This window comes from Methanoculleus taiwanensis (genome assembly GCF_004102725.1).
Lineage (GTDB): Archaea > Halobacteriota > Methanomicrobia > Methanomicrobiales > Methanoculleaceae > Methanoculleus_A > Methanoculleus_A taiwanensis.
Genome location: NZ_LHQS01000002.1, coordinates 793419 through 815545 on the forward strand (window position 1 = coordinate 793419; position 22127 = coordinate 815545).

Here is a 22127-nt window from a genome sequence, read left to right on the forward strand (position 1 = left end):
GTGCGCTGTTTCTCCGATCGGGGTCAGTTTCTCTCCTCTCCGGCTGATAGGGATCGGCGGCCGGGACGGCTGTGCATCGACTGGTTCAAGACCTTTGCCCTCTGAAACCTGTGTATGGATCCGGGCTTCTGTCGCCACTACCGTGGAGACGGTATGCCGCCGTCGAACCGCTACTGCAGGTCATGCCCCCATGCGGCGATCGCCTGCGATCGGCTGTGGCAGCGCGTCGTCGACCTGGCGGGATCGGCGGGCGGCCTCCCTGTGCCGCTGCCCGGGACACGTGCGGTACTCTTCCCGAACCCAGGCAAGGCAGACTTCGTCCGCCTGCAGGTCAACGTCCGGTGGAACCTCACGAAAGAGGATTTCCTGCACTTCATAGCCACCGGGCATGCGAGGATGGGCAGAAAAGAGCAGCGGCACGATCCGTTCGTATCTCCGAGCCTCACGCGCCAGGAACCGTACGTAGGAGCCATTATCGGGCTGCTCGGCGGGCAGGATACCCCGGAGATTGCCGCGGTGCGGGCGGTGCAGAAGGGTTGCAGGGATAGAAACCCGTATATGGCCGGATAGAGTACGGTGTACCGTTGCCGTCTGCCATGAATCCCAATCTGTCGAAAGCCATCGAAGTGCGTGACCTCCGCAAGGTCTACAACGGCCGCATCGCCGTCGACGGGATATCGTTCGACGTTCATACCGGCGAGGTCTTCGGATTTTTGGGGCCGAACGGCGCAGGCAAGACCACTACCGTCCGGATGCTCACGGGTATCATCGTCCCCGACGGAGGGAGTGCAACGATTCTGGGTCACGATGTCGTCAGGGAACCGGTGCGGAGCAAACAGGTGATCGGCGTCGTCCCGGAGACGGCTAACGCCTACGACGATCTGACGGCGTGGCAGAACCTGATGCTGATGGCGGATCTCTACGGCCTTTGGCGCTCCGCCGCCCGGCGACCCGCGACCGATCTCCTGGAAGAGCTCGGGCTCTTCGACCGGCGGGATCAGAAAGTCGCGGGGTTCTCCAAGGGCATGCGGCAGCGGCTGATCCTCGCGATGGCGCTCCTGCACGACCCGCCGCTACTCTTCCTCGACGAACCGACGAGCGGCCTTGACGTCCAGAGCACGCACCTGATGCTCGCGATCCTCAGCGAGAGGAACCGGGCGGGCACGACGATCTTTCTGACCACCCACAATATGGATGAGGCCAACCGGCTCTGCGACCGGGTGGGGATCATCAGAGCGGGGCGGATTGCGGCGATCGATTCGCCGAAACGGCTGAAGCAGACGATCAACCGGATGCACGCGATCGAGGTCGGGTTCGACCGCCCGGTGGAGGCGCCCGTCCTCGTTGGGCTTCCCGGGATCGACGGCGTTTCGCAGCACGGCGATACCTGGCGCCTCGAGACCGCGGATACCGATGCCGCGATCGCCTCGGTGGTTGCGGCCGCCCGGTCGTCGGGCGCCCGGATCCTGTCGCTCTCGACGCTCTCGCCGACGCTCGACGAGGTCTACCTCAGGCTCACCGGAGGAGACGAATGACCCTACCCGGCGAGCAGCTGCGGCGATCGCTCGCCGTCGCCCGGAAGGATATCAGGATCTACTACATCAAGGGGCCGGTCGTCATCTTCGGCCTCCTGATACCGCTCTTCCTCTTCCTGGCCTTCTCGCTTGGCAACCGGTTCGCATCGATCCCATTCCTCATCTCCGGGCTGCTCGCGATGACCGTCTTCTTCACCGCAACGGCGGTCTCGCCGGTGATATTTCCCTGGGAGACCCAGGCGCGGACGCTCGAACGGCTCGCCGCTGCCCCGATCACGGTTCCGGCGCTGGTCTTCGGGGATATGCTGGCGTCGTTCCTCTTCGGGGCGCTGATAGCCCTCGTCCCGGTCGGCATCGGGGTGGCGCTCGGCGTAACGATCACCTCTCCGGCGGTGCTGCTCGCCGGCATCCTGCTCGGCGCAGTCTGCTTCGCCTCGCTCGGCGTCCTCCTTGCCGTCCCGCCTGCACGAGCGCCGCAGAACATCATGATGCTCTCGTCGCTCATCAAGTTCCCCCTGATCTTCATCTCCGGTATCTTCATCCCGGTCGAGTCCCTGCCGGTCTGGGGGCGGGTGCTCGCCGCGGTCTCGCCGCTGACCTACTTCACCGACATCGCCCGCTTCGCGATGGGGGAGGTGAACTTCTACCCGATCGCCCTCGATCTTGTCGTCCTCGCCGGTTTCTCCCTCCTCTTCCTCGGGGCGGCGATGTTCCTGCACGGACGGACGCTTCCAAAGAGGCTCTGACGGCTCGCCGCCAGATGGTGCTACGCCTGAAGAAATCAGTAGCACTTAGTAATTGTTATATGTGTTGGAGTTTTACTGTATGTGTGGCTCCGGTTGCCGCCACCCTCCAGTGACCCGGAAGATGCACGTCCCGTCACCTCCCTTTTTCCGGGAGCGTATTGCCGTCGCTCCCGGCAGAATACCGGCCGTTCATGCCGTCCGTTCCGTTTCCCTGACGGTGTCCGGCCGGCCGCCGGGTAAGATTTAACACGAGCGGGATTGATACCATGAATAGTGCAGCGGCATCGGCCTGCCGGAGATCCCGGATGCAGGTGGCCGTGACGTCCCGAAAAACCTGTTCCTTCGTAGCCTCTCTTTCGCCGTGCATGGTGACCGCGCTGCCGACACGACTGATAGCTACTACCGGAGAGAGCCATGCGACGACTCCAGCCGCACGAGATTGAGTACCTGTCGAATCCGGATCAATTCACCTTTGCGTTCTTCCGCGCCCGCGTCCTCGACCCGCTCCCCGCCGCCGCCGCGCTCGGCATAGCGGACGAAGAACTGCTGAACTACTACGAAAACGCCCTCCGGCGGGACGGCCGTTTTCTGCTCAGGCTCGACCCGAACGGCGATCACTACGAGCGCCTCGAGCGGTACGTCGCCAAGACCGCCCACCTGCTCTTCTCCGGCCGGGACGCCGACGAAGATCTCTCTGCTTTTACCCGGTTCCGCCACCAGTGCTACCGGGCGCTCCACCCGTTCACGGAGAGCCAGAAGATCGCCATCCTCAAGAAGATCTGCCTCGGGACCGGGTGCCCGCCGGAGCTCGTGGACGAGACGGCGACGCTCTTTGCGGTCGGAAGCGGCCTCTTTGCGATGGAACTCTATACCCGGCTCCGGGATGCGGGGAGTGCCGATGCGTTCGCCGCACGGCTCGGGGAGATCGAGCTCCTTGCCGACCTCGCCGCACGGCCGACGCTCCTCTACCCCCTCTGGCCGCACCAGCAGCAGGCGCTCGAGGCCTGGCTCCGTGCCGGCGGCAGGGGCATCCTCGAGATGGCGACGGCGACCGGGAAGACGCTCGTCGGCCTCGCCGCCGCCCTGAAACTCTACGAGGTGCACGGGCGCCTCGAGGTGCTGGTGCTCGCCCATTCCCGCGCTCTGCTGAACCAGTGGCGGCGGGAAGCCGTCCTGAAACTCGGGTTATCGGAGAGTGCCGGCGCCGACTATACGGTGCCGCTCTCCTACGCCGATCGGTTCACGATCCGGTTCGAGACGCTCCAGAAGGTCTACCGCGCCCCGCACCGCTACCCGGCCGATCTCCTGATCGTCGACGAGGTGCACCACGGTGCAGGACTTTCGTTCCGAAAAGCGCTCTCCGTCCCCGTGAGGTGGAAGATGGGTCTCTCGGCAACGGTCGAGGGGGCGGAACGCCGCCAGCCGCTCGACCGGGCTCTCGGCCCGACCGTCTATACCTTCACCCTCAAAGACGCCCGCGACCGTGCGGTTATTCCGTCGTTTTCGCTCCACCTCCATACAACCTACCTGGACGTCCGGGAGGACGAGGAGTTCCGCGAGATCTCCGAACAGATCGTCCAGGGCCTTGCCGTCATCAACGGCCGCCACCGCGAGATCGTCCGGCGGCTCTCGAACGGCCGGTTCGACCGGTTCGAGAGTCTCGCAGACTTCGTCGGCCTGATGCGGCAGCTCCGCTATCGGACCGCCGAGGTGCCGGAGGCGTGGTACCGGCTCGTCGGCCTCGTCTACCGGCGGCGCATGATCGTCCACCGGTCGGCTCCGAAGACGAGCCGGGCGATCGCCCTCGCCCGCCGCCTCGGGGCGGCGAAGAAGTGTATCGTCTTTTCGATGGATATCGCGACCTGCGACGCCATCTACACCGCTCTCAAAGATACGGTGGATGCCTACCGTGTCCACTCCGGGATGCCGCGAAACGAGGTGCAGCGCTCTCTCGACCGGTTCCGGTCGGCGCAGACCGGCATCCTGATCGCGCCGAAGATGCTTGACGAGGGTATCGACGTTCCGGATGCGGAGATCGGGATCAACGTCGCATCCTCAAAGACCCGGCTGCAGCTCGTGCAGCGCATGGGCAGAATCCTCCGGAAACGGCCGGGAAAAGAACCGATATTTCACCATTTCGTCGCCCTGCCGCAGGCCTACGTCGACGCGGAAGACGCGTTCGCCTACCAGAGCGATCTCGCCTGGATCCGGGATACCGCTCTCCTGCTGGATGTCCCGGTGCTGCAGGCGCCGTCGGTGGAGGAGGGCATCACCGACTTCTGCCGGAGAAGCGAAGCAACCGTCCGTGACTACCTCAAAAACCGGCGGTATGTTGCGACGGACGATTTCGGCACGGTGCGGGTCGATGCTATCCTCGATGCGATCCCGGAGCGTCTCCGGCGGGAGCTCGCCGGTTCGCTCGCATCGTGCCCGGGAGACCTCACCGACGAAGCCTGGCTGGCGATGGCGAAGAGCGCCTGCCGCGCCGGCGAGGTCCCGGGTCTCTCCGGCATGCACTGGCTCCTCATCCTTGCCGGGCGCGAACCGCGGGCGCTCCGCGAGTTACTCCTGACGGGCCTCGACCCTGCTGCTCCTCAAAGACCGGTTCCGGCCGAACTCCCGGCTCCTCCCGCCCGGAGAGACGGCGGGTTGCGGCCTGTGGAGGATGCTGTCCGGGCGCTGGAACGGGCGGCGAATCCGGAGCAGGAGTGGGCTGCCCGCCGCCGGCTCACGGAGATCGGTGCACCGGCCGTCCCCCTGCTGCTCCCTCTGCTCAGATCGCCCCGGGATGCGACGGCCGCCCGTGCCGTCGGGGTGCTGGGAGCGATCGGCGATTCGCGTGCGGTCGATCCGCTGCTCTGCAGTCTCGCCGACAGACGCCCGGATATCCGTGCCGGGGCAGCTCTCGCGCTCGGACGGCTCGGCGATCCGCGTGCCCGGCTCTCCCTGATGCGGGCTCTGAAAGACCGCGAACCTGCCGTGCGGAAGGCCGCCCGAAAGGCGCTCGACGCGATGAAGGGCAGGTGAGGTGCGAAGAACTTTTTCCAGGCGTCTTGCGGTGCGTGCCTCTTCGGGCTGCACGCCGGAGCGACCCGGCCAGGCGTGGTGCATCTCTCTCCGATACCTGCTCTCGCGGTCTCCGGTAAGGAACGGCTGGCCGTCCTCGCGTATGCCGGGCCGGTTGCCGGCAACCTCCTGCAGGGTTTCGACGAGAGCAGCTTACCCGGCGGCATCCTCCTTCCGCAGCCCGGACATCGGTTCTTCTCCCGCAGGTAGCCGATGCAGAGCCCGCAGTTCATGCTGCAGGGGGCGATCAGGGCGGGGGAGAGGGGGGTCACCCTCCTCGTATGATCGCCGGCGGGCAAAAACGCTTCTCTCTCCGGTGCCCGGCCGCCAACTACTAATTTAGTAGATATTAGTAGTTCGTTAGTAGTTCGATCCGGCTAGCCTATCCGGGAGAGCATCTCCTCCAGTCGCTCGAGCCTTTCACCGGCGGCGTCGAGGGTTTTCGCGCCGGTTATCGAGAAGATGAGGAAGGAAACGCCCCGGTCTATACAGAAGGGGAGCTAGCCATACCTTTCCGCGGCTGCCTGCCATCACCGGTGGGGATCGGTGTAGGGAGTCCGATGCCGGCAGACCGGCTTTGTGTATATCGAAACCCCGATCCGCTGTACGCAACGCACCTTGTGTGTACCAGAATATACACAAACTCTATATGCCGGGAAGCGGTTGTGCGACATCTGTGACCTACAACAGATTTTGTGCGACATGAAACGCGTTTTGTGTCGCACAAAGAAAGTCACCGGAGATCGGCACGGCGCGTCTGCGTACGCTACAGCGCTATGCCTGCCCGGTTCGTGCCACTGCCTTCGTTTCGTAGAACGGCGACGGGAGCATGGGATAAACGCGATATACGTGACGATACACATCATCTGCTCTGGACTGCACGTCGTCTTCAGTATAGTGATCCACCGGTAGGCCGGTTGATTCGCTCCAGAGGAAATCGCGGATAGTAAGTCGGACTGCATCGCGGGTGGCTTCCTTGTCACGCCAGTGATCGATGCGAAGTCTCTCCGCCTTGAGGGTTTCAAGGAGTTCGACGGCCACTTTCTTGATGCGCCGGACTTCGCCGGGCGAGAGATCAGGCCTCTTCAGAAGATCGAAAACAGCCAGCGATTCCTCATCAAGCCCTTCACGTATAGCCCGGCTTTCTTCCCCTTCAATCGCATTCATGAATCGCAGCAAGGCCTCGAACGTATTTTCAATGGTTACTCGATCCTTCTCGCGATTATAATCGGCTATGATATCTTCATAGTGCCGTTGGAAGTCCGTGCGTAGCGGGTTCTGTTGCAGGAGCCGCTGGAGTCGCTTCTCGATGGCCTGTTTGAGACTCTGTACGGTTGTTCGTTTCGCCGGGCTTCGCTCGAACTCCTGCCGGAGCCGATCAAAATCGATTCTGCTGATATCATAGGGTACGGTCTTATCAGCGACATGATCCGACCTGGTCGCAATTGCCTCATCGACCACCTGGTGGAGCTGACGAATGATCTCGGTGATATCCGCCTCGTCGCGATCCTGTTGCAGACTCCTGTAGACGACGTTGATCGCACCATAGTCACTTCGATACGCGTTGATGCCCTTGACGTTGATGCACGCCTTGAACTTCGTGAAAACCGTCCGGCACATCACCTCAAACCGTTTCCGCGTCTCGTCGTTCTCGTTGGCTGCCTCCTTGGCGGCAAGGATAGCCGCGTTCCGTGCGAATCCCGTCTTCGAGATGATGTCGTCGAGTGATGCGCCGCGTTCTATCAGGAACGTCCGGATGAGCGTGATTGCTTCGGCCAGGTCGGCGAGTAATTCTTCGTCGGGCTTCGCGGGTTCGATTTCGCCACCTGCCCTGCCCCGGCCGCCATCCCCGGTTCCTGCAAACGTCGCCAGCGCTTTGCGCAAGTTTTTGAGGATGCCGCAGTAGTCCACGATCATGCCGTTGTTCTTGCCTTCGTTTATGCGGTTGGCACGGGCAATGGCCTGCATCAGTGTGTGTGCCTTGAGCGGCTTATCCAGATACAGCGTTGACAGGCTCGGAACGTCAAACCCGGTCAGCCACATGGCACAGACGATTGCGATTCGGAATGGGTGTTTCTCCTCCTTGAAAGCGTCGTCGAGCGCCATCCTCTGCATGTTGCGGAACTGAGGCTGCTCTCGCATGGACTCCGGCAGATCGATACCCTCTTTGATCAGGCGGCGATGCGGGGTAATGTCCAGGTCCCACGTGCGGAACTTTTCTACCTCACCCTGCTCTTCGCTCACCACGACGGCCATACGGGTCTCACGCATCCATTCGAGCTGCCGCTGCAGAGCGGTCGCCTCCTGTTCGTCGGCTGCCCGGTCTATCTCGGTTTCCAACCCGGCGATGCGCTCGTCCCAGGAGGTGCTGATCAGGCCGTGCATCCGCACACAGGTCACCTTGTCGATGCAGACCAGCATCGCCTTGCCGGTCTCCCAGGCCGTCGAGTAGTGTTTCACGAAATCGCGGGCCACCTGCTCGAGCCGCTTGCCGGCGGTGATGATGTGGTAGTCCCGTCTGAGTTCCCGTTCAAGCCGTTGCACGACGTCGATGTCGTCCGTCACCAGGTCTTCGAGCTTCTCGGCGATCCGCTCGTTCAGGTCGCCGACGGCAACACCGAGTTTCTCGCCCCGGGCGTCGTAGTAGAGCGGAACGGTGGCCTTGTCTTCGACCGCCCGCTGGAAGTCATACGTCGAGACGTAGTCTCCGAAGACCTCACGCGTCTTCTCCTCGCCGTGCTTCATAAGCGGCGTGCCCGTAAACCCGATGAAACCGGCGTTCGGCAGTGCGTTGCGCATGTTCAGCGCCAGGGTTCCATACTGGGTGCGATGCGCTTCGTCGGTGATGACGATGATATCGTCGCGCTGCGTGTATCCTTTGTCGGGATCCACATCCAGGTTGAACTTCTGAATCAGCGAGAAGACGTACGACTTATGCTCACCGAGGAGGCGGCTGAGGTGGTCCCCGCTGGACGCCCGGCAGGGGTCGCGGTCGTTGTCCACCACGCCGCACCGGGCAAACGTCTTGTAGATCTGCGTATCGAGGTCGTCGCGGTCGGTCAGGACGAGGAAGGTGAAGTTTCCGCCGAGTTTGCGGTGAACCTTCCGCGTGAACATAACCATCGAGTAGCTCTTGCCCGCCCCCTGCGTGTGCCAGAATACGCCGAGTTTACCCTGGCGGTTCCTGCGATCCCTGACCGCCTCGACGGCGCGGTTGACGCCGAGGAACTGGTGGTTGCGGGCGAGAATCTTCTTCGGTTCGCCGATTTTGTCGTCGAAGAGGATGAAGTTCTCGAAGAGGTCCATGAAATTTCTCTTCTCGCAGATGCCTTTGAGAAGCGTCTCCATATCCACCACGCCCGGTTCGTCCTCGGAGAGGCGCTTCCACTCCTGGAAGTGCTCGAAACGGCTGGTCAGCGAGCCAACTTTAGCATCCACGCCGTTCCCGAGCACGATGAAGGCGTTGTGGTGGAAGAGGTGCGGGACGGTGTCCTTGTAGTCCATGTAGTTCCGCTCGTAGGCAGCGCGGATGTCCTTGCCGACGTTTTTCAGTTCCATGAAGAGCAGCGGCAGGCCGTTGACGAACCCCACGATGTCGGCCCGCCGCCGGTAGAGGTCGCCCCGTATCCAGAGTTCCCGCACGCAGAGGAAGTGGTTCTTGGTCGGCTCGGCGAAGTCGAAGACCCGCAGCCGTCGCCGCACCCGCTCGCCCTTCTCGTCGTGGAAGGTGACCTGCACGCCGTCGCGGACGAGGTCGTACTTCTCGCGGTTCGTGGCGACCGTCGACTGCATCGCCGTCGTCGCGACGATCTGCCGCACGGCGTCGTCGTAAGCCTCTTCGGGGAGCCCCGGGTTCAGTTCGGCCAGTCTGCTCCGGAGGTAGCGCGTCAGGACGACCTCGCGGTCGGACGCCCTGCCGAGGAGGCTTTCGGGGCCGAAGTCTTCGTTGTTGTAGGCATACACCGAGTCCCACCCGAGCTGCTGCTCCAGGTACTCCGCCGTGGTCTGCTGGACGAGGGTGTCCTCGGTGTAGCGGGTCATTTGCCGCCCCTCTCGAAGCGAATCCCGAGCAGGCTTCCGGATGGTGTCGCATCCGAAAGCGTTAGCCGGACGTGCTCCTGGAAATCAAAGCCTTCGCTGAAGTCTTTACTCGGCACCATATCCGAATTGATGGTGCAGATGTACTGCCCGCCAAGCAAGGTTGTTACTTCATGAGCGCGCTCGAATGCCAGTGCTCGCTGCCGGGCGTCCACGGAGTCGTACATCAGAGTATCATGAATCAGGAAGTCGATGCCATGACGGGTTTGCATCTGCAGTTGGAGCACGGCAAGGTCAAAGCAGAAGATCTTCATCTTCTCGATGCCCTCGCTACCGCTACGCTCGATTTCAACGTGGTACTTGTAGCCCTTTTCACCGACATCGATGACCAGCCTTCCAGGGGACTTATAGAGCGCCTGGGAGTGCTCGTTGAACAAGCGCACGGCCTCTGACCACACATCCTGGCGTTGCTCATGGTCCTGCTCCGCAGTCTGAACCAATTCCGTCTTTTGTGCTTTGACTTCTCGCTTGGCGACGTTAAGGTTCCTCATCTCCCTCAAGCGAGTCTGTACGTGATCAAGCGAGCCCTGCAATGCCACATAACCCTCTTGGAGTTTGGTCATTTCTTGCAGCGCGCCATGCGTCTGGAGAACTTCCATCATCCCAGCACGTTGATTGGTTAAATCTCTAATTTGCGATTTGCGCTCATCGATGGCCTGCTGAGTGCGTCTAATCTCGGTTTCTAGGAAGTCACATCGATTGGATATGATCTGGTGATGAAAAGTTCGCGCCTCATTCAATGACCGCTTGATCGCATCGGGAAACACCAACCCGCATTCCTCATATAGACGCTCAAGTGACATCTCCACAGGCGGCTTCTCTTCTTTGATCGATTCTTGGTAGCGGCTCAAGTGTCGCCTGTCAGTGACATTGCGATTGACCAGATCATGGATTTCCTTGGTTAACCTGTCTGCGTCCTGCTGCACCGATTCATACTGCGGATGGACCTTAAAGGTGTCCAGCGCTTGCTTGGCAACAGCACTCTGTTGCTCCAACTGAATGCGCTGGGTTTCCAGTTCGCCAACAGTGCCAATGGCACCTTCCATTGCGCCCGTCTTGATGGCCTTTTCGATGGCTTTAACGCCGTCCTCGCGCTCATTTAGACCCCTCAAACGGGCTGGAAACTCCCAATTCATTCCCAAGAGGTAGGCAATATGCAGTTGACTATCCCAGGTCTGTTGCTTGGTGTTATGCTGAAATGGGCTGATGTAGGCGTCAGGCCCACGACGAACCATGTAAGAAACAAGGCTGCGGAAACTGGGTTTATATGGCAATTGATCGGCAGATCTAGGGAGACTAAAAAGCGCCCAGCCGAGAAATTGTCGCCACCGTTCTACCTTGAAAATCAGTTCACCTGATCTGGCGTCGCAATCCGGTTGCTCAATCCAACCATTAGTGGGGCCATCAATGACAATGCGGTTATGGTCTGCCACCGCCCGCGTCACTTTGATCCGGTTGCCGCCGAGGGTGATTTCAAGAGTGAAGGCCCACTGCTTTAGCGGTTCGATCGATAACCCTCTGCCCTTGGTCACACGGCTACCCAGACAGAAATCTATGATCTCGATCAGCGTCGATTTGCCAAGGCCATTGCGCGTATCCTTCTCGGTCGAAGTCTCGGAACGCTCTGCAAGGATGACATTGAGACCAGTGGTGAAGGTAACGGTATGAAAGGATGGCTGATTGGCGGATACACTGTGAATCATGGCGCCTCCAGTTGGAGCATGCCTTGGGAGAGGTTGATGATTCCCGTGATGTGTAGCAGATCCAATGCCAACACAAAGCGTTCGTAGGTGCCGACAGACCGGTTATCTCGCACCTTACTCCAGAGGCTAGTGACGGTCTGTGGCTGTTCCAAGTTACGCAGCAAGACGGCGCCGACGCCGAGCAGGGCCTGATCCTCAGAGATGTGCTTCGATGGCAAGATCATTTCTCGAACACCTCGCACATTTCAAACAAATAGACTAACACAGCCAACCCGGCTGAACGCTCGGCCTGGCGGTGGAAACCCTGCTGGGCAAACCGGCACATTAACTCGAAAAGGTCACCACCGCTGACACCTTCCTTCTTAAGACGCCAGTATTCCTCAAGGAAACCAGCCTTTAGGCGTTCGGGGAATTCAACGTCTGTCTGAGCCACGCTCTCGATGTACCGAGAGACGTCACTTGCGACGCCCAGTCCCATCGCGATGATGCCGCGTGCACCAGCGTCGAGATCGTTCTTCTTGATTTTGTCATCGAGCTTGAGCAATGAGTAATCTCTGGTAACAGCAGATGGCAAGATTGCGGTGGCCCACTGCGTTGCCTCCTGCAGCTCCGGGAATCCAACATCTGCAAAGGCATCGAGCATGGCTTGACGCACCTTCGTCTCGTGCTCCGCCTTGATTGCATACAGAAGTTCGACCGGATAGTCAATCTCACCTTGAGGGATGGCATCGATGATGGTGTGACAGTTAGTGCAAAGGTAGATCAGATTGTTGTAGTGGTTGCGTTCATCATCGGTCATAGTGGGGTCATAGCGCGCGGATATCTTGCTTTTACCATTGCCATCATGCTCTCCGGCGATATGGGCAGCTTCACCGACGTTGATAGGAACACCAGATTTACTATCGGGCGTGAGCCTACGGCCGCAACCAGGCAGTGCACAGATGTCGCCACTTCTATAGGCCAACAGCAGCTTAGTCGGATAAGATGCGCTCATACTGTCACCTCTCCGTTCATCAGGCGGGGGAGGAGGAGGTCACGGGCTTGTGCAAGTCGCAAATTTGCCTTGGCCAACACCTCTATTTGATCTATACTCCTGAGAACATGCGAATTAAACTGATCGAGTATCAGTGATGACGGAATGGTCACTTTAATGCTTGAAAACTTAGATTTATTCACATTGGCCATTGTTGCTCCACCACCCATCCCCTCAAGCAATGGTTTCAAATCCCGCGCCATAAAAAACGTCCAATAACGGAGAGATTCGTCTGCTGGGACGATGGCGTTGATCTGCTGATTGGTTTGGGCTTCCGAACAATTGAATGAAACAACCCCGACTGTCCCAATACAAGACACAAGAATTGATCTGGGCGAGAGAGTCTTGTTCGATTGTGTGTTTGCTCCTTCATTAGAGAGCGACTCTTCTGTTTTGATGACCAGCGTGTTGCCGTGCATATCTGGGGTTTTTATGAACGGAACATCGTCGCCGTAATAGGAGTCCTTTTTTTTGCTGGGAGTCTTTCCCGTCACAACCAACCCAATATCTGTAATCGTTCCACGCTCCCACCCGTCCGGCACGCCGTCTTTGATCGCAACATGTTCATGACCGGGGAAGCGGAGGTGGACGAACCATTCCCGGTAGAGCAGCCGCGCCGCCTGTTCGAGCAGCGCAATCCGCCGCCGGTTGTTCTCGATCAGGTCGTCGTAGGCGGAGAGGATGGAGGCGATGCGCTTTTGTTGAATGGGATCTTGAGTGACCGTTACCTTGCGAGCGTGAAGATCATTCCGGTTCACACCGGGAACCGCGGCTTTATCGCTGGATGTACCATTAAGGACGGTTTTGAGAAAGTAAGCTGAGAATCGAGGATCATTCCCTTTAAAATCTTGGACGTAAAGGGCGGTATTCAATGGCCAGAAGTCCTCGCGAAGGAAGAACACTTCACCAAGCGTGCCATATCGTCCAGTCACCACTCCTGGACCCTTGACCTTCGCTGCATTGTGATAACCCGTAATCCCCGAAGAGGACACAACTGGGACGTTTCCATCTTCTCTCTGAGATGACGGTAAATCATACCCTCTCTTCAGTGTTAAGAACTCCCCAAGTTGGATCGTATCCCAGCTCACACCCCACCTCCAGAAAGCCCCCCATACCGGCCGCCGCCGCTCCCCAGAAATCGTGCAACGCACCGTTGCACAAACTCCCGGCAGGGCTGCGCCGCAGGAAGACCCGGCGCATCCTTCCGGCTGCAAGCACACCTCATTCCCCGTCCTCCAGAAGCCGTGCGATCTCCTCCGGGTCGGGGAGCTGATCCCGGAGTTCCCGGGGCAGTTCGCTGACTGTCCGGTAGGTGGCGACGCCGATAGGTGAGGTGGAGGACTGCAGGGCGTACTCGACGACGGTGCGGTTCTTCTCCTTGCAGAGAATAATGCCGATGGGAGCATGTTCACCCTCCTGACGCTCCTGCCGGTCCAGAGCAGTGAGGTAAAACTGCATCTTGCCGACGAACTCAGGCTGGAACTCGCCTATCTTCAGCTCGACGGCCACCAGGCAGCGGAGCCGCCGGTGAAACAGCAGCAGGTCGATGAAGTACTCCTTCTCCTCAACCTCCAGCCGGAACTGGCTGCCGACGAAGGCGAAGATACCGCCCATCGCCCGCAGAAACTCCTCGACCCGGCCGATCAGGGCACGCTCGAGCTCCCGCTCGGAGTGCGCCTCGCTGAGTTCCAGGAAATCGAAGGTGTACTCGTCCCTGACGGCGAGTTTTGCCTGCGCCCGCAGCTCCGGCGTGAGCGCCCGGTCGAAGTTGGTCTGGCCGAGGAGTGTCTTTTCGTAGCTCTGGTTCTCGATCTGATGGATCAGCACGTTCTTTGACCACCCGAATTTGCGGGTCATGCGAAGGTAGAACTCGCGTTCCAGCAGGTTCTTGCAACGCGACATGATGACGAGATTGTGGCTCCAGCTGATTTCTCCAACCAGTGGTTGGAGTTTTTCGCTGCCGTGGTACTCCATGTAGAACTGCCGCATATACCACAGATTCTGGACTGAAAAACCTTTGATGCCGGGAAACTCCTTCTGCAGATCTCCAGCCAGTTGTTGGATAATTGATTTGCCCCAGGTATCGCCGGCCTGCCGCCCCACGATCAGCCTCCCGATATCCCAGTACAGCCCGACCAGTTCCTTATTGACCGCCCTGAGCGCCCGGTACTGGGCGGCGCGTATCCGCTCCCGGACCTCGATGAGCAGCGAGCCGTACTCCTCCGGCAGGTCGGGGAGCGTCATATCCCGAGCTCCTCGAAGTTCTTCTTGATCGTCGCCGCCAGGTGCACCGCCTCGGCGTTAAGGCTCTCCAGTTCGACGTGAATATCCCTGAGAGCCTCCTCGAAATCGAACTCCTCGTCCACCTCCTCGGGCGCGACGCCGACGTAGCGGCCGGGGGTCAGCGACCAGTCGTTGGCCTCGATTTCAGATTTTTCCACGAGCTTAACGAGGCCTTCCACATCGCAGAGCTTCGCCTCGGGGAAGCGTTCGGTCAGCCAGTGTGCCTGCCGCCAGAAGTAGCGCACCTGCTTGAGCTGCTCGACGGCGAGCTGGCGGGTCTCGTCGGCGGCCTTCCGGGCGCGGGTGATGTCGCGGCCTGACCAGACGTTGCTGTCCCGGCTGTTGCATTCGTTCTCGCAGGTCCCGATAAGGCGGCAGGCGAGTTTGTAGAGCAGGTCGCTCTGCTTGATCATGTCGCGGCTGGACTCAGCGAGCGCGGCGAGACGGTCGACCGCCTTCTTGAGCTCGCCGTTGGTGGTCTTCTGATTCTGCCACGCGGCCTGCTGCTCAGATACCGCTTTCCGGAAGCCCTCCACATCGGCTTTGAACAAGGGCATCGTGTCGTCGAGTTCCCGGAGCGACTCAGCGTGGGCGGCATCGGCAGGCAGGGTCACCAGAAACGGCCGCAGAGCCTCGTGCAATGCTGATAACGAGGCGACGAACGATGACAGCGGCTCGATCGTCCCGCCGTCGTCGTCCCCGGCGGTGAAACAGCCCTCGCCTTCATCCAGCATGCGCCGGCAGTAACCGGCCACCAGATCGAGATACTTCCCGGTCTGCCCGCGATACAGCCAGACGATAGCGAGGATGTTCCGCTCCTGCTCGGGCGAAAAGTCGTAGATCTTGCGGGTGACCTTGCGATAGATGTTCCGGGCGTCGAGCATCAGCACCTTGTCCCGGTGCTCCTCGGGCTTGTGACGGTTGAGAAACCAGAGTTCACAGGGCACGCTGCGGGTATAGAAGAAGTTGGAGCGGATGGCGACCATGACATCCACATCACCCGTCTCGACGAGCTTCTGTCGCACCTTAGCTTCGGTATGCCCGGCACTGGAGGCCTGGGAGGACATGACGAAACCCGCCCTGCCGTGCTCGCTGAGGTAACTGTAAAAATAACTGATCCAGACGTAATTCCCGTTGGAAACCTTGCCATTCTTGTTGGTTCCCGGCAGGCCGAAAGGAAGGCGGGGGTCTCGCTTGACCTTATCCGCATCGATCTCATCGACGTTGAACGGGGGATTGGCCATCACAAAATCGGCCTTGCCCAGCAGCTCGTGGGGGTCTTCGTAGTAGGTGATGGCCTTCTGGATGTCACCCTCGAGGCCATGGACAGCCAGGTTCATCTTCGCCAGGCGGATGGTGGTAGCATTCTTTTCCAGCCCATAAAAAGTGAGTTTATCGACCGGGTTCTCGTGTTGGTGCTCGACGAACCGGGCACTCTGGACGAACATGCCGCCCGAACCGCAGGCCGGGTCCAGGACGGTGCCGCCTTCGGGTTCAAGGACGTTGGCGATGAGTGAGACCAGCGAGACCGGCGTGAAAAATTCGCCGGCGTCGTGGGCTTTCTGGTCGGCGAACTGGGTAAGAAAATACTCGTAGATCCGGCCAAACACATCGCCGGAGACATGCTTGAGCTCATCGGGGTTGAGTGTGCGGAGGAGCTGCCCGAGCACATTATTATCCAGCTCCTGATATTCGCTCTTCGGCAGAACACCCCGAAGGTTGTCGTAGTCGCCCTCGATAGACTCCATCGCCTTGATAATGGCCTCAGCGCGATCGTCGCTGTCCGTGAGGGAGACCAGATAATCGAACTGTGCCTTCGGCTGCAGGAAGATGGCGCTCTTCCGGGAGAAGTCTTCTTTGGTCAGTGCCCGTCTCTTGCCGCCGCGTTCGGGGAGTTTTGCTTCAATGGCATCCTTGACCCCCAGGAACCGGCTGTATGCGTGCCGCAGAAAGATCAGACCCATGACGGGCAGGAAATATTCGTTACTTGCGTAGTTCGAGTTCGCCCGCAATGTGTCCGCTGCAGTCCAGAGCCGCTTTTCGATTGCTTCGATATGTTCCAGTTGAGCCATTCCATATACCTTCTGTTCCAGAGGGCAGAAAGCGATCGATGCGCATGGAGTGTACAGTTCTGCTTTCCTGTCCGGATTTCTTACAATACCAAGAAGTTCATGCATGCCGGCATAAACCTTACTATCTACTGTTCTATTCTTTTGCAGTTCATTGAAGGAATAGAGACATTTCCCTGTAGATTTCATACCACCCGAGCAACCTTCCCTCCGACTCTCCACGCAGAAGATGGGAGAGAGTCCACACCCTCAACAACGATGATGAGCGTCGTCCCTCCATCTTTTTGTAGTACTCTCGCGTAGGAGCGATCATGACACGCTGGCTCGCCATATCCAACCGGGAGAACTCGGACGTCGTGCTCGAAAGAAACGTCTGGGGCGTCCCGAAGCGGAGCATCAACGCCATCAGCCGGGTCAGGCCCGGCGATACCGTCCTCGTCTACGTCGGGCAGAAGGTCGTCGATAAAGAGGTGCTCCCGCCCGCCGTCACCGGAGCTTTTGCGGTCACCTCGGGAGTGTACGAAGACGCATCCTGGATCTTCACCCCACCGGCAAAACTCGGCGACGAGATCTTCCCGCTCCGGATCAGGCTCAAGCCCCTCACCGTCTTCGACCCGCCGGTCGCGTTCAAACCGCTCATCCCGGATCTCGCGTTCATCACCAACAAGACGATGTGGTCCGGCCACATCCGCGGCCAGGCCATGCGGGAGATCCCGGAGGAGGACTACCGGCGGATCGTGGACGCAGGGCGGCGGGAAGGCCGGTGAAAAGGGACTGTCCTGATGGCGCGGCCGAAGATGCAGGAGGTCGTGCGAAGGAAGAACGCACTCTCCTCCGGAACCGGGTATCGCTCAGGAACAACCGGATCGGGACGCCAGCTGATCTCTCGCACCAGTGGTGCGGGCTCTTCACAACCGGCGTATGCCTCAAAAAGCGACGTCATGCCCGGAGATCGGGAGCCGAAAAGCCGCTGACGCCGGGAAACCCCGTCTGCAGATCCCCGGGGCCAGGTATTGTAAAATGAACGTCCTCCGGGTCTCGCCGGCCTGCCGCCCCTGACAGGCGTTCGCCCGTGCCTCGCGCGAGCGGTAGACCATCCTCTCTCTATCGCAGAACTCGCACCGCCCGGGCTCCACCCGCCCGAACGTCCAGTGGTCGGGCAGCCCGGGCAGCGGTTCGGCCATCCTCCGCTCCCACCGCGCATCACTGACGATCTCGGCCGGCTCCCGCAGACGCGGCAGAGCCCATCCTTCGCCGTCGGCAGCGGGGCGTAGTCGGTTAGGTGCACCATCTGCTGCCATTGTGTACATGTCGTCGCCGTGTGCCGGAGCGCCTCTCCCTCGTCAGGGCTCTGAGACGGCCTAGCATCTCCCGGCATTTCCGGCCGAATGCACGCCCCTTTGGCTATATTTAAATATTCCTCGCACGAAACGCTATTGTCATCATAAATCATGTAAAATACCCGGATCAGGTCACATCCCCATGTGCCGCTTCCGGAACATTCTCCATGACTATAGATCAAAAGAGATGAACAGTATGTATCGGGTGATATCGTGATTCCATTTCTGCTCACCGCTGTCTTCGCACTTATTATATATCTGCTCCTGACAGCGGGGAGCGGCAGCCTGGGTGTCTGGTCGCCGGCAGAACTCGTGATGGGTGCGTTCCTCGCCCTGATCGTCGCCGCGATCTCGAGGAACTTCTTCTGCAAAAACCACAATGTCCGGATGGCGAACCCTCTCCGGTGGGTCGTTCTTGCGGTCTATGCAGTTGTGCCGTTCTTTCTTGAGATGGCAAAGGCGAACATCGACGTCGCGTACCGGGTGATCACCGGGCGGATCCGCCCCGGAATTGTTCGGATCCAGCCGGGTCTGAAGACCGATCTCGGCGTCCTGCTGCTCGCGAACTCCATCACACTGACGCCGGGCACGCTCACTGTCGGCATCGACGAGGAGACGAACGACCTCTTCGTGCATCTGATCAACGTCAAACCGGGAACCGAAAGAAAACCGACCCTTGAGGCAACGGAGATCACGGCCTGGTTTGACTTCCCCACATGGATCAGGAGAATTGCGGAATGACCGACGCGATGCTCATCTCAGTCCTGGTGATCGCCGTGCTGATCGTCGTCACGATGATCCGGCTCTTCCTCGGCCCCACCGCCCCCGACCGGGTCGTTGCCCTCGATGCGATCAACACCCTGACGATCGCCGCGATGCTCCTTCTCGGGGCAGTCTACCGGGAGATAATCTTCATCGACGTCGCCATTGTCTACGCGCTCCTCTCGTTTGTCGGAACGCTCTACATCGCGAAATACCTCGGAGGTGAGATGTAACCATGATAGTCGATACGATAATTGTCATCTGCCTCGCCATCGGCCTCATCTTCAACGCCCTCGGCGTCATCGGCATCCTGCGGTTCCCCGACGTCTACACGCGGCTGCATGCCGAGACGAAGACGACGACCTTCGGGACGATCTTCATCGGCCTCGCGGTCGTGATCTCCGCCCTCTCCGCCCTCCTTGGAACCGGCGAGGGGCAGTACCTCACCCTCTTGCTGCACACGATCATCGCCGTGATCGCGCTCGCGTTCACGAACGCGACCGGGGCACACGCCATCGCCCGGGCAGCCTACCGGAGCGGCTACAAACCGGCGCAGGCGGTCGTCGACAGAATGAAGGAGGCGAAACAATGATCGAGCTGATTGCGCACATGCTGGTGCTCGCGGGCCTCGTCATCACCGCCGTGCTGGTCTTCTATTTCCGCGACCTGCTCTCGGCGGCGATCGCCTTCGGGGCTTTCAGTTTCCTGCTCGCCCTCGAGTTCTACATCCTGCAGGCGCCCGACGTCGCTATCGCCGAGGCAGGCATCGGTGCGGGACTGACGACGGCCATCTACATCGTGGCCATCAGGGGAACGAAGCGGATGGAGGAGGTGGAGGAATGAAGCAGTACGTTAAGATCGCGGTTCTGCTCGTCCTGCTGGCAGCCTTTTTAGTGCCGGTCATGACGCTCGAGTTCGGCGACCCCGCCGCTACGGAGATGGACGACTACTTCCTCCGCTACGGCCAGGAGCAGACCGGCGGCAACAACATCGTCGCGGACGTCCTGATGGACTACAGAGGGTTCGATACCCTCGGCGAAGCGACGGTGCTTCTGACGGCGGTGCTCGCGGTCGGGCTCGTCTTCCGGAGACTCTTCGGAGGTGAAGAGCATGAGTATGAGTAAGATCGTAAAGACGGCGGCCGATATCCTCGTCGTCTTCATCCTCACCTTCGGGTTCTACATCGTGGCGCACGGCCACCTGACACCCGGCGGCGGATTCCAGGGCGGTGCGGTGATCGCGACCGGGATCGTCCTCCTTATCGCGGCCTACGGCTACAAGGCGATCGCCGCCCGGTTCACCAAGGAGTCGCTTCGAAGCAGCGAGACGCTCGGCCTGCTCATCTTCATCGGCACGGCCTTCGTCGCCCTCTTCATCGGCGCGGCGTTCTTCTACAACTGGCTCGCCGGCGCGGGATCGATCTTCGGGACGGCCGTAGCATTCGGCCCGAACCCCGGCGACCTGAACACCGGCGGCGTCATCCCGCTCATGAACATCGCGGTCGGGATCGAGGTGCTCGGCGCACTCAGCCTGATCGTCCTCTACATGCTGTCAGGAACCGAGGAGGGAGCGTAACATGTACTACAATCTACCGTTCATCATTGCAGCAGTCATCGCCGTCATCGGCATCGCGGCGATGCTCTTCCGGCATAATCTCGTCAAGGTGATCATGGGCCTCTCGCTCGTCGAAGCTGGCGTCAACCTCTTCCTGGTGGCGCTCGGGTACCGTATCGATGCGATAGCCCCGATCTTTACGAACGCTCCCTCCACAGACATGGTGCTGCCGACGGTGCAGGCGATGACCCTGACGAACATCGTCATCGGGATTGCGACCACGGCGATGCTGCTCTCGTTCACGATGATCATCTACAAGAAGTACGGCTCGGCGACTACAACCACCGTGAGGAAGCTGAGAGGATGACCGGCGACGTTATTCTCCAGAACGCCCCGGCGCTCCTCCTCGCCGTGCCGATGCTCGCCGCCTTCGCGACGCCCTTCATCGGCAGGTACAGCGCCGTCGCCCGGAACATCTGGGTGATCGCCGCGATGACCCTGACGGCCGCCATCGGCTTTATCCTCGCCTACGACGTCTTCACCGCAGGGACGGTCATCTACACCTTCGGCGCCCTCGACCCGGCGAGCGCTCTTCCGCTCGACTCAGGCGGCATCCCGATACGGATCATCTTCACCGTCGACGCTATGAGCGCGTTCATGGTGATCATCGCCGCGATCTCCGGATTCGCGGTCATGCTCTACACCATGGCGAGCGAGTCGAAGTCGAGCGGGAAGGACGGGTTCTACGCCCTCTTCCTGCTCCTGATCGTCGGCATCATGGGCATGGTCTGCACGGGCGATCTCTTCAACTTCTTCGTCTTCCTCGAGATCAACTCCCTTGCAGGCGCCGCGCTCGTCGCCTACCGTGTCGATAAAGGCGTCGCGGTCGAGGCGGGGCTGAAGTATGCGGTGATCAGCACGATCGGCGGACTCTTCGTCCTCTTCTCGATCGCGCTCCTCTACGGGCAGTACAACGCCCTGAACATCGCGATGCTCGCAAGCAGCATCCAGTATACGGCGCTCGACAAGATCGCGCTCGTCCTCCTGCTCGCCGCCCTCGCCATGAAGGCCGGTGCGGTGCCGATGCACTTCTGGACGCCCGACGCCTACTCGATGGCGCCCGGATCGATCACCGCGCTCCTGGTGGTGGCGAGCCAGGCGTCGCTCTACGGCGTCTTCCGTGTCGTCTTCACCCTCTACAACGTCGTCCTTGACTACGTCACCATCGGGTGGATCATCATCATCCTCGGCATCCTCTCCATGTTCGTCGGCGTCACGATGGCGCTCGTCCAGAAGGATGTCAAGAGGCTGATGGCCTACCACGCCGTCTCGCAGACCGGTTACATGCTTCTCGGTCTCGGCGTCGGTCTTGCCGTCCTCGGGCAGCAGGCGGCGCTCGACACCTACGGAATCGTCGCGATGGAGGGCGGAATCTTCCATATCATCAACCACGCGATGTATAAGGGACTCCTCTTCCTGACGGCCGGGGCCATCATTTATCGTACCGGAATACGAAGTTTAAATAAACTGGGTGGACTCGGCCACTCGATGAAATGGACGATGATCTTTTTCATAATCGGCGCTCTCGCGATCGCCGGAATACCGCCTTTCAGCGGGTTTGCGTCTAAACTGCTCATCTACGAGTCGGTATTCCTCTTCAGCCCCGTGCTCTCCATCATAGCGATGGTGGTCAGTATCTTAACGCTCGCGTCCTTTGTGAAGGTCTTCCACTCGATCTTCATGGGACCGGCGCTCCCCGAGTTTGCCGGCGTGAAGGAAGCGCCCCTCCCGATGCTCGTCGGCATGGGCATCCTCGCCGCGATCACGATCGCGTTCGGCATCGCGCCCGAGCTCGTGGTCGACACGATCGTCACGCCGGCCGCGCTCGCACTCGTCGATCAGGGCGGATACATCGCCTCGGTGCTCGGAGGTGCCTAA

At 60.2% G+C, this 22127-nt stretch carries 23 protein-coding genes; 14 read left to right on the forward strand and 9 right to left on the reverse strand.

All coding sequences use genetic code 11. From position 1 onward, the window contains the following. The first annotated feature begins 153 nt into the window (after positions 1–153). Genes ABH15_RS08700 through ABH15_RS08710 form a run of 3 tightly spaced genes read left to right on the forward strand, consistent with a single transcriptional unit; the run spans position 154 to position 2281 of the window. Complete coding sequence (locus ABH15_RS08700) at positions 154–570, forward strand: hypothetical protein (protein WP_241648056.1); 417 nt, start codon at positions 154–156, stop codon at positions 568–570. Positions 571–596: 26 nt separating this feature from the next. Then, entirely contained in the window at positions 597–1535 is a 939-nt protein-coding gene (locus ABH15_RS08705) for an ABC transporter ATP-binding protein (protein ID WP_128693955.1), read from the forward strand. Beyond that, positions 1532–2281: an ABC transporter permease gene (locus tag ABH15_RS08710; RefSeq protein WP_128693956.1), complete on the forward strand. Its 750-nt coding sequence runs from the start codon at positions 1532–1534 to the stop codon at positions 2279–2281. Before ABH15_RS08705 ends, ABH15_RS08710 begins: the two co-directional genes overlap by 4 nt. A 133-nt stretch (positions 2282–2414) precedes the next feature. On the opposite strand, the gene ABH15_RS08715 is transcribed toward ABH15_RS08710, so the two are convergent. Further along, complete coding sequence (locus ABH15_RS08715) at positions 2415–2648, reverse strand: hypothetical protein (protein ID WP_128693957.1); 234 nt, start codon at positions 2646–2648, stop codon at positions 2415–2417. Between the two features lie 47 nt (positions 2649–2695). On the opposite strand from ABH15_RS08715, the gene ABH15_RS08720 reads away from it, so the two are divergent. Further along, a complete protein-coding gene (locus ABH15_RS08720) occupies positions 2696–5308 on the forward strand; it encodes a DEAD/DEAH box helicase family protein (protein WP_128693958.1) in 2613 nt (870 codons plus the stop codon). Between the two features lie 75 nt (positions 5309–5383). After that, entirely contained in the window at positions 5384–5557 is a 174-nt protein-coding gene (locus tag ABH15_RS13635; RefSeq protein ID WP_164913686.1) for a hypothetical protein, read from the forward strand. 564 nt (positions 5558–6121) lie between these two features. On the opposite strand, the gene ABH15_RS08725 is transcribed toward ABH15_RS13635, so the two are convergent. The 7 genes from ABH15_RS08725 to ABH15_RS08755 form a co-directional block, all read right to left on the reverse strand. Then, positions 6122–9388, reverse strand: coding sequence for a type I restriction endonuclease subunit R (locus ABH15_RS08725; protein ID WP_128693959.1), 3267 nt, complete (start codon positions 9386–9388; stop codon positions 6122–6124). Next, positions 9385–11148, reverse strand: coding sequence for an ABC-three component system protein (locus tag ABH15_RS08730; protein ID WP_128693960.1), 1764 nt, complete (start codon positions 11146–11148; stop codon positions 9385–9387). Before ABH15_RS08730 ends, ABH15_RS08725 begins: the two co-directional genes overlap by 4 nt. Beyond that, positions 11145–11372 (reverse strand): ABC-three component system middle component 6, encoded by a 228-nt coding sequence (locus tag ABH15_RS14105; protein WP_128693961.1) that lies wholly within the window; start codon positions 11370–11372, stop codon positions 11145–11147. The genes ABH15_RS08730 and ABH15_RS14105 overlap by 4 nt, the downstream gene beginning before the upstream one ends. Further along, positions 11369–12142, reverse strand: coding sequence for an HNH endonuclease (locus tag ABH15_RS08740; protein WP_128693962.1), 774 nt, complete (start codon positions 12140–12142; stop codon positions 11369–11371). The genes ABH15_RS14105 and ABH15_RS08740 overlap by 4 nt, the downstream gene beginning before the upstream one ends. After that, positions 12139–13269, reverse strand: coding sequence for a restriction endonuclease subunit S (locus ABH15_RS08745; protein ID WP_128693963.1), 1131 nt, complete (start codon positions 13267–13269; stop codon positions 12139–12141). The genes ABH15_RS08740 and ABH15_RS08745 overlap by 4 nt, the downstream gene beginning before the upstream one ends. A 133-nt stretch (positions 13270–13402) precedes the next feature. After that, positions 13403–14425, reverse strand: coding sequence for a PDDEXK nuclease domain-containing protein (locus ABH15_RS08750; RefSeq protein ID WP_128693964.1), 1023 nt, complete (start codon positions 14423–14425; stop codon positions 13403–13405). Continuing rightward, positions 14422–16536 carry a type I restriction-modification system subunit M gene (locus ABH15_RS08755; RefSeq protein ID WP_128693965.1) on the reverse strand — a complete coding sequence of 705 codons (2115 nt, stop codon included), beginning with the start codon at positions 16534–16536 and terminating at the stop codon, positions 14422–14424. The genes ABH15_RS08750 and ABH15_RS08755 overlap by 4 nt, the downstream gene beginning before the upstream one ends. 308 nt (positions 16537–16844) lie before the next feature. Here ABH15_RS08755 and ABH15_RS08760 point away from each other — a divergent pair, with 308 nt between their 5' ends. Beyond that, complete coding sequence (locus ABH15_RS08760) at positions 16845–17300, forward strand: EVE domain-containing protein (RefSeq protein ID WP_128693966.1); 456 nt, start codon at positions 16845–16847, stop codon at positions 17298–17300. A gap of 159 nt (positions 17301–17459) precedes the next feature. Here the strand turns inward: ABH15_RS08760 and ABH15_RS08765 are convergent, their stop codons facing one another. Beyond that, the gene (locus ABH15_RS08765) at positions 17460–17834 is read right to left on the reverse strand and encodes a hypothetical protein (RefSeq protein ID WP_128693967.1); all 375 of its coding nucleotides are present in this window, start codon (positions 17832–17834) and stop codon (positions 17460–17462) included. Between the two features lie 252 nt (positions 17835–18086). On the opposite strand from ABH15_RS08765, the gene ABH15_RS08770 reads away from it, so the two are divergent. The 8 genes from ABH15_RS08770 to ABH15_RS08805 are packed head-to-tail and all read left to right on the forward strand — an operon-like array spanning position 18087 to position 22127. Then, entirely contained in the window at positions 18087–18614 is a 528-nt protein-coding gene (locus ABH15_RS08770; RefSeq protein WP_128693968.1) for a Na+/H+ antiporter subunit E, read from the forward strand. Continuing rightward, complete coding sequence (locus ABH15_RS08775) at positions 18611–18868, forward strand: cation:proton antiporter (protein WP_128693969.1); 258 nt, start codon at positions 18611–18613, stop codon at positions 18866–18868. The genes ABH15_RS08770 and ABH15_RS08775 overlap by 4 nt, the downstream gene beginning before the upstream one ends. 2 nt (positions 18869–18870) lie before the next feature. Continuing rightward, positions 18871–19227 carry a monovalent cation/H(+) antiporter subunit G gene (gene mnhG, locus ABH15_RS08780; RefSeq protein ID WP_128693970.1) on the forward strand — a complete coding sequence of 119 codons (357 nt, stop codon included), beginning with the start codon at positions 18871–18873 and terminating at the stop codon, positions 19225–19227. Next, positions 19224–19478, forward strand: a complete 255-nt coding sequence (locus ABH15_RS08785) for a hydrogenase subunit MbhD domain-containing protein (RefSeq protein ID WP_128693971.1) — start codon at positions 19224–19226, stop codon at positions 19476–19478. Before mnhG ends, ABH15_RS08785 begins: the two co-directional genes overlap by 4 nt. Next, positions 19475–19759: a hydrogen gas-evolving membrane-bound hydrogenase subunit E gene (mbhE, locus tag ABH15_RS08790; RefSeq protein ID WP_128693972.1), complete on the forward strand. Its 285-nt coding sequence runs from the start codon at positions 19475–19477 to the stop codon at positions 19757–19759. The genes ABH15_RS08785 and mbhE overlap by 4 nt, the downstream gene beginning before the upstream one ends. Beyond that, positions 19752–20210, forward strand: a complete 459-nt coding sequence (locus tag ABH15_RS08795; RefSeq protein WP_241648057.1) for an MnhB domain-containing protein — start codon at positions 19752–19754, stop codon at positions 20208–20210. Before mbhE ends, ABH15_RS08795 begins: the two co-directional genes overlap by 8 nt. A gap of 1 nt (position 20211) precedes the next feature. Continuing rightward, complete coding sequence (locus ABH15_RS08800; protein WP_128693974.1) at positions 20212–20556, forward strand: sodium:proton antiporter; 345 nt, start codon at positions 20212–20214, stop codon at positions 20554–20556. Continuing rightward, positions 20553–22127: a proton-conducting transporter transmembrane domain-containing protein gene (locus ABH15_RS08805; protein WP_128693975.1), complete on the forward strand. Its 1575-nt coding sequence runs from the start codon at positions 20553–20555 to the stop codon at positions 22125–22127. Before ABH15_RS08800 ends, ABH15_RS08805 begins: the two co-directional genes overlap by 4 nt.

Bases quoted from the DNA above. Each gene is read 5' to 3' on its own strand.
- ABH15_RS08700 (WP_241648056.1), top strand. From the start codon at position 154: ATGCCGCCGTCGAACCGCTACTGCAGGTCATGCCCCCATGCGGCGATC.
- ABH15_RS08705 (WP_128693955.1), top strand. From the start codon at position 597: ATGAATCCCAATCTGTCGAAAGCCATCGAAGTGCGTGACCTCCGCAAG.
- ABH15_RS08710 (WP_128693956.1), top strand. From the start codon at position 1,532: ATGACCCTACCCGGCGAGCAGCTGCGGCGATCGCTCGCCGTCGCCCGG.
- ABH15_RS08715 (WP_128693957.1), bottom strand. From the start codon at position 2,648: ATGCACGGCGAAAGAGAGGCTACGAAGGAACAGGTTTTTCGGGACGTC.
- ABH15_RS08720 (WP_128693958.1), top strand. From the start codon at position 2,696: ATGCGACGACTCCAGCCGCACGAGATTGAGTACCTGTCGAATCCGGAT.
- ABH15_RS08725 (WP_128693959.1), bottom strand. From the start codon at position 9,388: ATGACCCGCTACACCGAGGACACCCTCGTCCAGCAGACCACGGCGGAG.
- ABH15_RS08730 (WP_128693960.1), bottom strand. From the start codon at position 11,148: ATGATTCACAGTGTATCCGCCAATCAGCCATCCTTTCATACCGTTACC.
- ABH15_RS14105 (WP_128693961.1), bottom strand. From the start codon at position 11,372: ATGATCTTGCCATCGAAGCACATCTCTGAGGATCAGGCCCTGCTCGGC.
- ABH15_RS08740 (WP_128693962.1), bottom strand. From the start codon at position 12,142: ATGAGCGCATCTTATCCGACTAAGCTGCTGTTGGCCTATAGAAGTGGC.
- ABH15_RS08750 (WP_128693964.1), bottom strand. From the start codon at position 14,425: ATGACGCTCCCCGACCTGCCGGAGGAGTACGGCTCGCTGCTCATCGAG.
- ABH15_RS08755 (WP_128693965.1), bottom strand. From the start codon at position 16,536: ATGGCTCAACTGGAACATATCGAAGCAATCGAAAAGCGGCTCTGGACT.
- ABH15_RS08760 (WP_128693966.1), top strand. From the start codon at position 16,845: ATGACACGCTGGCTCGCCATATCCAACCGGGAGAACTCGGACGTCGTG.
- ABH15_RS08765 (WP_128693967.1), bottom strand. From the start codon at position 17,834: ATGGCAGCAGATGGTGCACCTAACCGACTACGCCCCGCTGCCGACGGC.
- ABH15_RS08775 (WP_128693969.1), top strand. From the start codon at position 18,611: ATGACCGACGCGATGCTCATCTCAGTCCTGGTGATCGCCGTGCTGATC.
- mnhG (WP_128693970.1), top strand. From the start codon at position 18,871: ATGATAGTCGATACGATAATTGTCATCTGCCTCGCCATCGGCCTCATC.
- ABH15_RS08785 (WP_128693971.1), top strand. From the start codon at position 19,224: ATGATCGAGCTGATTGCGCACATGCTGGTGCTCGCGGGCCTCGTCATC.
- mbhE (WP_128693972.1), top strand. From the start codon at position 19,475: ATGAAGCAGTACGTTAAGATCGCGGTTCTGCTCGTCCTGCTGGCAGCC.
- ABH15_RS08795 (WP_241648057.1), top strand. From the start codon at position 19,752: ATGAGTAAGATCGTAAAGACGGCGGCCGATATCCTCGTCGTCTTCATC.
- ABH15_RS08800 (WP_128693974.1), top strand. From the start codon at position 20,212: ATGTACTACAATCTACCGTTCATCATTGCAGCAGTCATCGCCGTCATC.
- ABH15_RS08805 (WP_128693975.1), top strand. From the start codon at position 20,553: ATGACCGGCGACGTTATTCTCCAGAACGCCCCGGCGCTCCTCCTCGCC.